The sequence below is a fragment of the Lacticaseibacillus yichunensis genome (assembly GCF_003946405.1).
Lineage (GTDB): Bacteria > Bacillota > Bacilli > Lactobacillales > Lactobacillaceae > Lacticaseibacillus > Lacticaseibacillus yichunensis.
Genome location: NZ_RHOG01000009.1, coordinates 1 through 12,568, shown reverse-complemented (window position 1 = coordinate 12,568; position 12,568 = coordinate 1). Strand labels below are relative to the sequence as shown.

The window sequence follows — 12,568 nt, the reverse complement described above, 5'->3', positions numbered from 1 at the left end:
GCTCGCTATTTTTTAAAAATAAGTCTGCCGGTTCATATAGTGCCGCGTGTTAAAACAGTCCTGCGGCATTGAGAATCTGCAGAATCGCGATCCAAAATGGCATGGCGACAACGGCAACAATGGTCGAAAGCAGCGAGGCATCCGAGGCCATGACTGCTTCATGATCAAAACTGATCGCGTATGCAGAGGTGACAGCGGCTGTCGGCGTGGCCATCATAATGCACATTGTGGCGATCGCCGTGTAGTCGACGGGCATGATGTGCGTCGCATTCAAGATCAGCAGCAGGACCAAGTTGAGCAGCGGTACCAAGATGACCTTGTTGAAGCTGTAATACCAGGAAGTCTTATCGGACGCCGCTTCCTTGAAGGAGATGGAGCCAAGCGTGATCCCGATGGACAACCAGGCCAGCGGGGAGGTCAGGTTCGCCAGATAAGACAGCGGCTGGAAGAGCCATTTTGCCGTCTGGTCGATGCGGTAAAAGGCAACGGTTGCGGTGCCACCAGTAGCAGCGGCAACGGTGACTTGCGGCATGGAGCCCTGGATCAGCCACAGAATCAAGCCGGCAAACGTCGCGATGACGACTGGATTGAGGAACATTTTCTTAATATTGTCCTTGTCCATCTTCAGCCCAGACATCCGGATGTAGCCATAGCTATAAAGGAAGATTCGGTAGCCAATGTTGAAGATCGAGCTGTACATGATCCCCTTTGGCCCAAGAACGGCGCCGACGATCGGAATCCCGAAGAACGTCGTCGACCCGAAAATGGTCAAAACAGACAGCGTGGTCCGCTTATCGCCCTTGTACTCCAGGTACGGCAGCGGGGTCACGAAGATCAGAATCACATAGATGATGATCCCCCAGATCAGCACGTTCATCCCTTGCGCAAGCGTCTTGGAGTCGATGTCGGCCATGAATGAATTGAAAGCCAATGCCGGCAATGCGACAGACAGAACGACTTTGGACAAGACCTTCCCAAAGTTCTCGGCAAAAGTCCCTTTCTTTCGCATGTAGAACCCAAGCAGGATGATAAAGATCACAGACGTAATGGCACTAATAATGGCACTGTTCGTGAATGTCGCCTTGATCGCGTCTAACAAACCCATAGTATTTCCACCTTTCATGAATTGAACTCAACAACGTCTTCACCTTACCGTGCAATTGTGAATCCGTGAACATTTTCCAACTAACGAAACCTTCAGAAACAAACGAAACACTGTGAAAAACCGTAAGCAACCGCGCCGTAAACCGCTTTCCAAAACCTCTAGATAACGTTCACGTAGTTTCGTATCAAAGTGAAAATAGATACAGAATGCGGAAACGATGAGACACACAAGATGGCCGAAGTGGACCGCCATCTGGAAACTGTTGTCCTAGTAAAATTGCAACAGATCGCAAGCTACGTTTCAAAGCGAGGCGGGGCGGCACGCGGAAAAAACGGCTTGCTCAGTAGAAAATGCTTGTGGGAAGGGGCGTGAGGCGGTGAGAACCGAGGGACTGGGACATGGAAGGCGCCTGTTCATCGGCTTTCAGTTGGTTGCTGGTCCAGAAGCCATAGGGCGTGGCCAAGAAGAATCTATTGCGTCAACTTCTCTGAAACTTTCGGAAAGGTTTTGGTTTTACGGTCTAAGCGGTTATCAGATCAAAGCTAGATATGAGGGTGGGCGGAGGGCAGAAATGGCTCGCTTCACATGTCTGGGCGTAAGGCATAAATGCCTAACGCCCAGAGCAAGCCCCCTCGTCGGCGTTAGCGGCAAAGCCGCTTACGCCGAAAGCAAGCTTTGAGACCGCGGTTTTTGCAGGCTCAAAGTTGCTTGTCCGCTCTACTTCGGTCGCCAGCCAATTTTCGGCCGGCGCTCAACCGGGCATTTCGCCCAACCCCCGCGTTTTGCAGGTTGAGCCCAATTTCCGAAAGTTTCAGTTATAATAGAAGCAATAGGTTATTCAGGAGGCAGCCACACATGGCCATGTATCGGGAAAAACGCTTCGAGGAGATCCGCCAGCTGCTCGCCGAGCGCAAAGAACTCAGCGTCGAGGACATCATGCACGCAGTCGGCGTCTCGCGCGACACCGCGCGCCGCGACATCGTGGCCCTGGTGGCGGCCGGCCAAGCTCGTCGCACCCGCGGTGGCATCGTAGCGCTGACATTCGGCCATTCCGTGCCCAGTTACACCGAGCGGCTCAAGCATTTTTCCAAGGAAAAGACGGCGATGGCCCAGCGCGCCTTGCAGCTGATTCATCCCGGCGGCGTGTATTTCATCGATGATTCCACGACACTGTTGAAGCTGTCCCAAAGCGTGACCGATGGCGTGACCATCTACACCCATTCGCTGGACAACGCGATCGCACTTTCTGTCAAAAGCGGCGTGGCGCTTCACATGCTGGGCGGGGAGCTCAACCATCACGGCCGCTTTTTCTTTTCGCCGGCCAATCTCAACACGCTCAGCCGCATTGCGTTTGATGCGGCGTTTATCGGGGCCACCGCGATCGCCAAGGACGGGGTGTATTTTCCCTATGCCAATGATGCCGAGGTGAAGGCGGTCCTGGCGGAGAGTGCACGGCAGGTCGTCGTGGTCTCCGAGACGGAAAAATTCCACATTCAGGCGCCGTATCGCGGGTTTGCGCTGAATGCCATCGACACCCTGATCACGGAACGGCCGCTTGCCAGCACCGAGCGCGCCTGGTTCGATCCGGTGACCGAGTTGCTTGACGCGGAAAATTGAGCGCAGATGCCGTTTTGTTTGGCGCTGTCACTTTCCTGACAGAAAAGTCGGGTATACTACGGATAAGGAAGGGATGGTGACAGTGGTTTGACGCCATTAGTCTCAGTGATCATGCCGATCTTCAATCTTCGGCCGTATCTCAAGCGCAGCCTCGACAGTGTGCTGCATCAAACGTATCCCGCGCTGCAGGTGCTGGTGATCGACGATGCGTCGACGGATGACACGACCGACCTGATCGCGGCCTATGCCGCACGCGATGCCCGCGTCGAACCGGTCTACCTCCCGCTAAATGGCGGGGTGTCGGCGGCGCGCAATGCTGGTCTCACCCAAGCTCGAGGTAAATACGTCACCTTTTTTGATGGCGACGACTGGGCGCTGCCTGCCCATGTGGCCACGTTGGTTGCGGCAATGGAACGCGGCGCCGATATGGCCATCGCGCCCTATTTTCTCGACGATACCAACGAACGCAGTCACCAACCGGCGGATCGGCTGGCTCGCCCGCTGACGCAAAGCCAGTTGTTGCGCGGGCTGCTGGCACCGGTGGGGACGGTGCGCGGGTACACTTGGAATAAAATGTATCGCCGCGCGCTGATCACGGCGCATGACTTGTCTTTCAATGAGCATGTCGCGATCATGGAAGACGCGCTGTTCAATGTCCAGTACGTGCTGGAGGGCCACCGCTTTACATACACCGGGACGCCGCATTACCATTATGTCATGCGGGCGGATTCGGTGACCCAGTCGCTTGGTACCCTCGGCCTTTTGCCGCAGGAGATCCACGCCCTTTGGCTGATTCAAAAACTGATCCGCGTTCGCCATACTGAAGGAGAACGTGCCGCAGAAGATGTGATCAAACAGATGGGCTCTGATCTGTGATCACAAAAAGGAGACCACTGAATGGAAACTGCCTATAAGACGCGCCGAGAATTGAAAAAAACGGCAAAGCAACAGCTGCGCCAGCCGGGCCTGTACGGCGATCTGATCAAAGCAAATATCGTGCCATGGCTGATCAACGTGTTTTTCGCGGTGGCCATGGTGCTGGTCTTCCTGCAGTTGCTTCAGGCATACGGCTTTGACAACTGGTTGCGCGACCCCGATGGCTTCATCGACTACTATCTCGGCCACAGCGGGAACACGACCGCGCGTACGGCGCTACAATCGCTATTGTTGCTGTGGTTTGGCGCCGGCCTGAACTTTACCGCGCTGGATGTGACCCGCGGCAAGCTGACCCGCGTGTCGCCACTTCAAGCCTTGATGCGTACCTTTAATAGCCGCTACTTTTTCGGGTTGTTGCTGCTGGTCATCGTCTCAACGATGCTGACGGCGTTTGGCACCTCGCTTTTCGTCATTCCGGGGCTGATGCTCAGCTTGGGCCTGGCGCAAGGCGAGTACCTGTATTATGACGGCCGTGAGCAGGATCCGCATTTTGGGTCGATGCGCGCGCTGGTCGGCTCCTGGGCCATGATGCGCGGCTTCAAGACGGACTTCTTGCTGCTGGAATTGTCGATCATCGGCTGGCGTCTTTTGGAAAATGTGACGCTGCATCTAGCCGACCTGTTGATCGAGCCGTATCTGCAGTTGGTGAAGGCGGCGTACTACGACAATCTGCGCAACTTCATCATTGCGCGCGCACAAGAATAAAACGCCGGGTGGGCGCGCTGCCACGGCATGCAAAAAAGGACTGGGGAAAAAACTTCCGCAGTCCTTTTTTGCATATACCAGGCACGTGGTCAGTCTTGATCTGAATCAGTTTCCTGCAGGTGCAGGTCGTACATGATGCTGCGCGGATAACTCCGCCAACTCAGCCAGGCGATCGCCCCGAAGATGGCCGCGCCGATCAAGTCGAGCCACCACGCGTGGACCAGGCCGCCGACCATGATCACAGCGAAGATCAACAGCATCGCCAAGCCGACGGTCACGCAGCCGATGGTCCCATTTTGCATGCCTTTTGCCGGGCTGAATTCAGCGGAAAATGGCAGGACCTTGCCAACCATGAAGCGGCCAAACAGGAAGGTGACCGCCAGCGACAAGGTGAGCACGAGGAGCCCCGACGTCAGCGCGGTCGCCGGGGCCACCGCCAGCATCGCCAGCGGATAGAGGAGCAGAAGCGGCAAAAAGAGCCGGGCGAACATCGCCAGCACAATGCCGCGCAGCAGCAGGCCTTGCGTGGCAAACGGCACGAAGCGGAAAATGCCCATCGCCTCGGGCTGCGAGGCGTACCGCAACATCATCAACGCCGTCGGAATGGCCAAGATCAGGCCCGCCGACAAATACGGCGCAAAATTTTTCGCCATGCCCCAAGACATGTTCCGCAAAAACGCGCTGCCCATAATCAGGGGAATGATCAGGCCATAAGCGAGCTGCGGATACACGCGCAATTTGTATTCGCGCTCATATTGCAGCATCCGCCACCCCAGCGTGTAGTAAGTGGCCTCTTCGGAATTGGCGGTCAAGACGCGGCGCGACAGGGTGAACCACCAGCCATTTTTCCGGGAGGTGGCGTCGCTTTGCTCGAGCTTTTCCAAATATTGCTCGAAGCGGTCCGCGTGCTTGAGGTAGATCACCAGCAGAACGGCTGGCACCAGGACGGCCAGCGCGGTCAACAGCCAGGCGCTTAGCGCAAACACGCCCGCCGTCAGCAGCCCGGGGCCGGCGAACCACACGGGCACAGTCGGCAGGTACCACCAGAAAAAGACGTCGTTAGGGATGGTGAAGTTGAACCTGGCCAACACATCGGCGCCGAGCAGATTCGGCAGTTGGGCGGAGATGTAAAACCCGATGGCGATCACGATCTGCAGGATGTTCAGGATGTTTTTCAGCCGCTCGCCGTCAAAGAAGCGAAGGACCAGCAAGTATAAAAAGAGGGAGAGCACGAAGCAAAATAGCGCCAAGAGCAAGGCGCCCAGTAGCGTGCCGAGCACCAGCGGGATATTCTGCTGGCTCATCGCGATCACAATCAAAGAAGGCCCGCCCAGCGACAAAATCGTCAGCAGCAAAAACATTCCGACGATCGACAGACGCGCGAGGTTTAAGGTGCGGCCGGACACCCCGCGCACCGTGAAGATCTGGCGGTCGCGCGGATCGAGAATGAGGCTCGAGTAGCTGGTCAGCATTGTCAGGAAAAACATGATGAACAGCGTCGAAAAGAGGGTGGTCAGCTGGGTCATCAGCGAGGTCCGGGCATACAGCGCCATCAGCAGGGCGATCACGCCACCGATCAGCAGGTTGACCAGAAAACTGTTGCGCATGGGATGGGCGCTGGGCTTTTTTGGGCCGTTAGTCTGCATCGTCAGGCCGATGCCGTTTTGGCTGCGCGCGGCCATTTCATATTTGGTGCGGACGACCAAGCAATACTGGCGGTAATCCACTCCGTTTTTTTCAAGCAATGGGCGAAGGAGGCGGACCCACTGCAAGGCTTTGGGCATCTCAATGTCCGCCATCAGCGGTCGCCTCCTGTCACGATATCGACGAACGCCTTGGCCTTTTCCCCGTGTTCCGCAAAGCCGGTCAGCTCGTTGAACAGCTCCTGCAAGTTGGTGTCGGCGCCGCGGGTGATCTCCTTGAACGGTCCGTCCGCCTGCACCTCGCCATCATTGAGCAAAATGATCCGGTCGGAGAGCTTTTGAACCACGTCCATGATGTGACTGGAATAGAAAATCGTCTTCCCGCGATTCTTCAACTCGTGCAGAATCTCCTCGATCACCAGCACCGTGTTGGCGTCCAGGCCGTTAAGCGGCTCGTCCCAAAACAGGATGTCGGGGTCATGCAACAGGCTGGCAATGATCAACACCAGCTGGCGCATGCCCTTGGAATACGAGGTGATGCGGCGGTCAAAGGCCGGGGCGAGGCCGACGATCGCGGCCAGCTGTTCCGCTTTTTCCCCGGCGACCGCTTCGTCGAGGCCGTACAGCTGGCCGATCAGCGTGAGGTATTCCCGGGCGGTCAGGGCATCGAACACATCGACGGCTTCCGGGACGTAACCGATGTGGCGCTTGTAGTCGTTGTCGTCCTCGCGCAGCGGCTGGCCGTTGATCTCGATCGTGCCGGCGTCTTGGCGAAGCAGCCCCAAGATGATCTTGACCGTGGTGCTTTTGCCGGCTCCGTTTGGCCCAATGTACCCCACAATGGTGCCCGGATCGATCGCAAAACTGACATCTTTGAGGACCGTTTTGGCCCCGAAAGATTTTTGCACATGTGACAACTTGATGGCTGGTTGCATACCCTGATGCCTCCTTCATAGATGCCTCAAGTATGACAGAGGCAACAGGGATGTCCACAGATTTTGCGCCGAGCTGACAAAATTGTTAGGGGGGCAAACAAAAACGTGGCGGCGGCCAACGTACAAAAAAAGAGCCGAGACTCGCATGCCTCAGCTCTTTGGTAACAATCAGAAGATCTTCATTTTATTCAGCGGCCAGTAGCGCCAGACCACGACCGATTGGACCTTACTCTTTTTGATAAAGCCAAAATCGCGCCCGTCATGCGACACCAGACGATTATCGCCCATCACGAAGTAGGAGCCCTTGGGGACCGTTTTCGACTTGGTGCTCGGCAGCGTCGCGATGTCAAAGTCATACGTGAACTTCAGCGAATTGAGATCGATGCCCTGTTGCGCGGCATAGGTCTTCATCTCCTGTTTCATGAAGCTCGCCTTGAGGTAGGGCTCCTTGGTCTCCTTGCCGTTGATGTACAGCTTGTCGTCCTGGACCGCCACCGTGTCGCCCGGCATCCCGATCACGCGCTTGATGTACAGCTGGCCCGGCTGATCCGGGGCATCGATGACCACGATATCATTGCGATGGATGCTCTTGTTGCGCAACGAGTACAGGCGGTCGCCATTTTCCAGCGTCGGCTGCATCGAGGTGCCCTGCACCACATCTTTTGAGACCACGTGATTCATGAGCAGCTTGGTGCCCACCAGCACCACCAAGATGATCACGACCATCTCGAGCAACCATTTCACTGTTTCGTTCATCTTTGAAGCTTTTTTGTGCGAATTGGTCGCGCGTGTATCCCCTGTTGGTCGATCCGCCACGGTCACACCTTCTTGCATCTAATTTTCCCTAGCATAACACAAGCAAGGGCTCCGCGACTAGCATCACAGCAAGGATGACGGGAAAAATAGACAGTGGGTGCTGATATTTCTTCTATTATATAGTCACGTGTGCGATGAGGCGGCTGCGGCAGGCGGCAGTCCTGCGGGGGTCGGACCGCGATGTGCGCGGGGATCCGGCGGGTGCTGTCGCGGGGGCCGCGACTGGCGTTTTCGCGTGAGAAGGCCCGTGCGTCAGCCTTTGTCGCGTGAGAAGGCCGGTGTCCTGCCGTTTTTGCGCGTTGCTGCGATCAGTGGTCGCCGCCTTCAGTCGTCGCCGTAAGTCGGAAAATGCCCGCTGGCTTCGGCCTCATTAATGTCATCGACGATCTCACTGTATTTGACCAGCGTCAGGCACCAGCGATGCGGAATCTTCGTGTAGCCATAGCCGAGCCCCGCGAGCCCGCCAGTCAGCGCGCCCGTCGCATCTGTGGTGCCGCCCAAATTGACCGCAGTCAGCGTCGCCTCGCGGTAATCACTGGTGCTGCCCAGCGCAAACCAGACGACGCCCAACACATTGCGCGGGGTGGGTGCCGCCTCGGCCATCGTTTGCGCACGCCGGGCATCAAGTTGGGTCAGCACTTGAAAATCGAGCGCCTCGGGGACATCGGCAAAATAGGTCAGCGCCCGCTGCAAGGCTTGCGGCAAAGCAGCGGCGATCGTCATGTCGCTCAGCAGATACAGCGCTGCCTGGGCATAGATACTTGCGGCGATGAGGTTGGCGGGGTCCGGACTGGTCACGGCCAAGAACGCCTGTAATTTTTGCATGGCGTCCGCGTTGCCGAAAAGATCCGGCCCATTTTCCTGATAGAGAAAATACGCCAGTGGCAGCACGCGCACCAGCCCACCCGGATCCGCCGCCGTGTTGACCTGCGGCGCCCCATTTTCAACAGCGGCGCGGACACTGGGCCACACTTCAAAAACTGGTCCGGTATAAGGTGCGTACTCGCGGTCGTGATACCAATGCTGATACGTCGCCAACAGGTCGGCCGGGTCAAAGCCGCGGCTCAACGACGCCAGACTGGCCCGCATGAGCGAGGTCTCATCCGAATAATACCCGGCCGGCAGATCGAAGTGGCCATACCCCCGCATCGTCGCCACGGGATCCGCCGCAAGCGCCGCCAGGGACTGCCCCTTGACCGGCAATCCAAGTGCGTCGCCGATCGCAAACCCGATCAGGCCATGCGTGAGTCGTGAATCGATGATCGCCATTCAGATCAACTCCTTTGATTTGTTATCTTAAGCGTACTTGCTTCAGGGAAAAACGCAAGGAATTTGACTTGGCTCAGGAGCAACGATGTGTCGGCCCCGTGGGTGGGCTTGCGTTCTATTCTGTGATGTCTCTTGTTCAACAAAGAGCACGGACTTTACGATTTTCGGTTTTTTTAGGTGTTTGTTTATGGCATCCTCCCCAGATACTGACCAAGGCTTCGATAGACGCGGTGGAAGCAGAACCACAGAATGAATGGCCTGGAAGGCACAGTTAGAGGAGGACTAGTTAAGACTACACGCTGCGCTTTGGGGAAGCTGGGGTTGACAGCTCTGCTTTGTTGGGCTGTTGAATTGATTAAGCTTGGGTCAGCATATTTATGACTCGAGTGCTGGATGTGAGGGTGGGCGCCGGCCAGGAATGGCTCAGCCCCCTCGTCGGTGTTAGCGGCTGTGCCGCTTACACCGAAAGCAAGCTTTGAGACCGCGACCTGTGCGGGCTCAAAGTTGCTTGGGAGCGTTCCAGCCAATTCCTGGTCGGCGCCCACCCGGCCGTAGGATCGCTTATGACGTTGTTCAGCTGTAGCCGGGCGCCTTCATTGCAAAAACCGCCTCGCTGTGCTAGCCTTAATATCATTGATTTTCAGAAAATAAACGAAGGAGGCAGCCCCGATGAGTGTGCTGACCGTAACGGGTCTTTCCCAGCGGTTCCTGGACAAACAGCTTTACCAGGATGCCAGTTTTCAAGTGAATATCGAAGACCACTTGGGGGTGATCGGCCAAAATGGGGTGGGTAAAAGTACCCTGATCAAGATCCTGACCGGCGCGCTGGAGCCCGACGCCGGGACGATCGTTTGGCAAAAGCACCTGCACGTGGGCTACCTCGATCAATATGTGAACCTCAAGCCGGGCCAGACGATCATGGAATTTTTGCGCACGGCCTACGCGGACCTCTACGCGAAAAATGCGAAGATGACGCAGATCTACAACGATTACGCCGAAACGCCGGATGACGAGCTGCTGGCCAAGGCCGGCGAGTTGCAGGAACAACTCGAAGCCGCCGAGTTTTACGACGTAGATACCAAGATCGAGACCGTCGCCAGTGGCCTGGGCATCGATGCGATCGGCCTCGATCATCCGGTCGACGCGCTTTCAGGTGGCCAGCGGTCGAAAATTATTTTGGCCAAGCTGTTGCTGGAAAAACCGGCGATGCTCCTGCTGGATGAGCCAACCAACTACCTCGATGTCAGTCACATCGAATGGCTGACCGGCTGGCTGCAGGATTTCGATGGCGCGTTCATTGTCATTTCCCATGATTACGATTTTCTCCAAGACGTGACCAACGCGATTCTCGACATCGAATTCGGCACGATCACCAAGTACACTGGCACGCTCAAGCAGGCGATGCGGCAAAAACAGGCGGATCACGACACCTACATGAAGGCCTACGAAAAGCAGCAGACCGAGATCAAGAAGCAGGAGGCCTTTATCCGTAAGTTCAAGGCCGGCACGCGCTCCACAATGGCCAAGAGCCGGGAAAAACAGCTCGCGCGGATGACCAAACTCACGCCGCCGGGCAACCGGGCGCATGCCCATCTCGAGTTTCCGTATCTCGATGTGCAAAGCCGCATCCTGATCGACGTCAACGATCTGGTGGTCGGGTATGAGAAGCCGCTTTTACCCGCAATCAATTTTTCCGTCAGCAAGGATCAAGTCATCGCGCTTGAAGGATTCAACGGAATCGGTAAGTCGACCCTGCTGAAAAGCATTCTCGGTCAGCTGCCGCCCTTGGCTGGGGATGTGGCCATCAACGAAAATGTCGTGTTCGGCTACTTTGAGCAGGAGTTGAACTGGCCCGTGCCAAAACAGACCCCGCTGCAATTTTTGATGGCCAAGTATCCGGCCCTGTCTCAGCGCCCGCTTCGTCAGGTGATGGCGCGCACGGCGCTGACCCGCGAGGAAATGGACAAGCCGCTGGTCATGTTGTCAGGTGGTGAGCAAAGCAAAGTGAAGCTCGCGGACCTCATGTTGCAACAGACCAACGTGCTGATCATGGATGAGCCGACCAATCACTTGGATGAGGATACAAAAAATGCGCTGGCGGAGGCCCTGCAGGCCTACCCCGGCGCAATCTTGCTGGTGTCCCATGAAGCTGGGTTCTATGACGACAGCTGGGTGGATACCACCTTGGATATCGAACGACTTCTGAAGTAATGAGCTGAATGTGATCGGGCCCGGCGGCAGCGTCGGGCCTTTTTTGTCGGGTGCAGCGCCCGAGCGTTTAGGGGTGGCCAGGTAGCGCGGCCTGAGTGGTTGATGGCGCACTTGGCCATTAAGTGCGAAGGACGACGACATTTCCCACCTCTACTCGGCGGCGCCCGACTGCGCATTGGGGCAGGCGGCTGCGTGTGGGGGAGCCACTATTTATTTTTCCGGCAGGTAGACCAGCCGGCCGTGTGTTGTGTCCTGCCAGGTGGCCTGCACGTCGTTGAGCGGCTGCACATTGACCTCGCCTGGCAAAAACTCGCCACTGGTCAGGTAGGCGGCAAGGCGCGGCAATTCCTTCAGATAATCGCGCAAGCCGACAGAGCCGATGCCGCTGCCCCGCACCGTGAAGTCGCGACTGCGCAAGGCGACGGCAGGTAAGGCCAGCGTCTGGCCGGCGATGCTGCCGATCTCGAGCCAGGTCAGCGGCGCGTGGCTCGCGCGGTGGGTGAGCAACGTCGACATCAGCGTTTGGGCAGGCGTCCCCCAGAGAAAATCGAGGACCACATCGACCTGCGACAGCGTCTCCTGTACCTCATCGCTGACCGGTGTTTCCAGCTGAAGCGTCTGCGTGGCACCAAGCGCAGGTAGCGTGGCGAGTACGTCGGCATTGCGGCCAGCTGCGAGTATCGATTGTGCTCCGAAGTGTCGGGAGATCTGAATGGCGGCGCGGCCGGCTTGCCCTGTGGCGCCGAGAATCAACACGCTGGCGCCTTCAATGGACTGGTCCAGCCGGGTGGTCAACGCCATCCAACTGGCCATAGCGGGATTCATGCTCGCGGCAATGCGCGTTGTGTCGGCTTGGGCGGGCAGGGCGATCAACCGTTGCGCCGGCACCGCGACCTGTTCAGCCAAGGCCCCATTTTCACTCATGAAATACACCAGCTGGCCATCTGGCGTGCGGCCGACCCCGTCCATTCCGGGAATTAGCGGCGCAGTCGGCGCGCTGGTCGAATAATGCGTGCCGGCCGCCCGGGCACGCGTGACTGTGCTGACGGCGCTGGCCAAGACGGACACCACCGTTTCGCCCGGTTGTGCCTGCACCTCTGGACTGGTTGCATAGACGGGCGCATTGGCATTTGGTTGAAGAATTGCTGCTTTCATTGAGAATCGCTCCTTGTTTTTAAAAATAATTAGTGGCTGTTCAAAAACGTGTAGCATTTGATACTAGTGATTTTAGGTCATTACTGTCATATAATAAATGCATACGAAATTCCGGTTTTCAGACATTTCCCGTGCATTTACGAAATTCACTCGGAGGTTTTATCCATGGTTTATCG

At 56.8% G+C, this 12,568-nt stretch carries 11 protein-coding genes; 5 read left to right on the top strand and 6 right to left on the bottom strand.

Annotation, left to right across the window (positions count from 1 at the left end):
* Nucleotides 1–49: 49 nt before the first annotated feature.
* The gene (locus tag EKM95_RS04305) at nt 50–1,048 is read right to left on the bottom strand and encodes an AEC family transporter (RefSeq protein WP_379897244.1); all 999 of its coding nucleotides are present in this window, start codon (nt 1,046–1,048) and stop codon (nt 50–52) included.
* Between EKM95_RS04305 and EKM95_RS11975 the strand changes: the two genes are divergently transcribed.
* The 4 genes from EKM95_RS11975 (at nt 1,026) to EKM95_RS04290 (ending at nt 4,363) form a co-directional block, all read left to right on the top strand.
* Nucleotides 1,026–1,130: a hypothetical protein gene (locus EKM95_RS11975; protein ID WP_373300887.1), complete on the top strand. Its 105-nt coding sequence runs from the start codon at nt 1,026–1,028 to the stop codon at nt 1,128–1,130. The genes EKM95_RS04305 and EKM95_RS11975 overlap by 23 nt on opposite strands.
* A gap of 830 nt (nt 1,131–1,960) precedes the next feature.
* Nucleotides 1,961–2,722 (top strand): DeoR/GlpR family DNA-binding transcription regulator, encoded by a 762-nt coding sequence (locus tag EKM95_RS04300; protein WP_125696612.1) that lies wholly within the window; start codon nt 1,961–1,963, stop codon nt 2,720–2,722.
* Nucleotides 2,723–2,809: 87 nt separating this feature from the next.
* The gene (locus EKM95_RS04295) at nt 2,810–3,598 is read left to right on the top strand and encodes a glycosyltransferase family 2 protein (RefSeq protein ID WP_125696611.1); all 789 of its coding nucleotides are present in this window, start codon (nt 2,810–2,812) and stop codon (nt 3,596–3,598) included.
* Between the two features lie 21 nt (nt 3,599–3,619).
* Entirely contained in the window at nt 3,620–4,363 is a 744-nt protein-coding gene (locus tag EKM95_RS04290) for a DUF975 family protein (protein WP_125696610.1), read from the top strand.
* 89 nt (nt 4,364–4,452) lie between these two features.
* Here EKM95_RS04290 and EKM95_RS04285 read toward each other — a convergent pair whose 3' ends face one another.
* The 4 genes from EKM95_RS04285 to EKM95_RS04270 form a co-directional block, all read right to left on the bottom strand.
* Complete coding sequence (locus EKM95_RS04285) at nt 4,453–6,162, bottom strand: ABC transporter permease (RefSeq protein ID WP_125696609.1); 1,710 nt, start codon at nt 6,160–6,162, stop codon at nt 4,453–4,455.
* The gene (locus tag EKM95_RS04280; protein ID WP_125696608.1) at nt 6,162–6,941 is read right to left on the bottom strand and encodes an ABC transporter ATP-binding protein; all 780 of its coding nucleotides are present in this window, start codon (nt 6,939–6,941) and stop codon (nt 6,162–6,164) included. Before EKM95_RS04280 ends, EKM95_RS04285 begins: the two co-directional genes overlap by 1 nt.
* 168 nt (nt 6,942–7,109) lie before the next feature.
* Nucleotides 7,110–7,697 carry a signal peptidase I gene (gene lepB, locus EKM95_RS04275; RefSeq protein WP_125696669.1) on the bottom strand — a complete coding sequence of 196 codons (588 nt, stop codon included), beginning with the start codon at nt 7,695–7,697 and terminating at the stop codon, nt 7,110–7,112.
* A gap of 384 nt (nt 7,698–8,081) precedes the next feature.
* Entirely contained in the window at nt 8,082–9,026 is a 945-nt protein-coding gene (locus EKM95_RS04270) for an ADP-ribosylglycohydrolase family protein (protein ID WP_125696607.1), read from the bottom strand.
* Nucleotides 9,027–9,695: 669 nt separating this feature from the next.
* Between EKM95_RS04270 and EKM95_RS04265 the strand changes: the two genes are divergently transcribed.
* The gene (locus EKM95_RS04265; RefSeq protein WP_125696606.1) at nt 9,696–11,237 is read left to right on the top strand and encodes an ABC-F family ATP-binding cassette domain-containing protein; all 1,542 of its coding nucleotides are present in this window, start codon (nt 9,696–9,698) and stop codon (nt 11,235–11,237) included.
* Nucleotides 11,238–11,447: 210 nt separating this feature from the next.
* Here EKM95_RS04265 and EKM95_RS04260 read toward each other — a convergent pair whose 3' ends face one another.
* The gene (locus EKM95_RS04260) at nt 11,448–12,392 is read right to left on the bottom strand and encodes a quinone oxidoreductase family protein (RefSeq protein ID WP_125696605.1); all 945 of its coding nucleotides are present in this window, start codon (nt 12,390–12,392) and stop codon (nt 11,448–11,450) included.
* Between the last annotated feature and the right edge of the window lie 176 nt (nt 12,393–12,568).

Bases quoted from the DNA above. Each gene is read 5' to 3' on its own strand.
- EKM95_RS04285 (WP_125696609.1), bottom strand. From the start codon at position 6,162: ATGGCGGACATTGAGATGCCCAAAGCCTTGCAGTGGGTCCGCCTCCTT.
- EKM95_RS04260 (WP_125696605.1), bottom strand. From the start codon at position 12,392: ATGAAAGCAGCAATTCTTCAACCAAATGCCAATGCGCCCGTCTATGCA.
- EKM95_RS04270 (WP_125696607.1), bottom strand. From the start codon at position 9,026: ATGGCGATCATCGATTCACGACTCACGCATGGCCTGATCGGGTTTGCG.
- EKM95_RS11975 (WP_373300887.1), top strand. From the start codon at position 1,026: ATGATAAAGATCACAGACGTAATGGCACTAATAATGGCACTGTTCGTG.
- lepB (WP_125696669.1), bottom strand. From the start codon at position 7,697: ATGAACGAAACAGTGAAATGGTTGCTCGAGATGGTCGTGATCATCTTG.
- EKM95_RS04290 (WP_125696610.1), top strand. From the start codon at position 3,620: ATGGAAACTGCCTATAAGACGCGCCGAGAATTGAAAAAAACGGCAAAG.
- EKM95_RS04300 (WP_125696612.1), top strand. From the start codon at position 1,961: ATGGCCATGTATCGGGAAAAACGCTTCGAGGAGATCCGCCAGCTGCTC.
- EKM95_RS04265 (WP_125696606.1), top strand. From the start codon at position 9,696: ATGAGTGTGCTGACCGTAACGGGTCTTTCCCAGCGGTTCCTGGACAAA.
- EKM95_RS04280 (WP_125696608.1), bottom strand. From the start codon at position 6,941: ATGCAACCAGCCATCAAGTTGTCACATGTGCAAAAATCTTTCGGGGCC.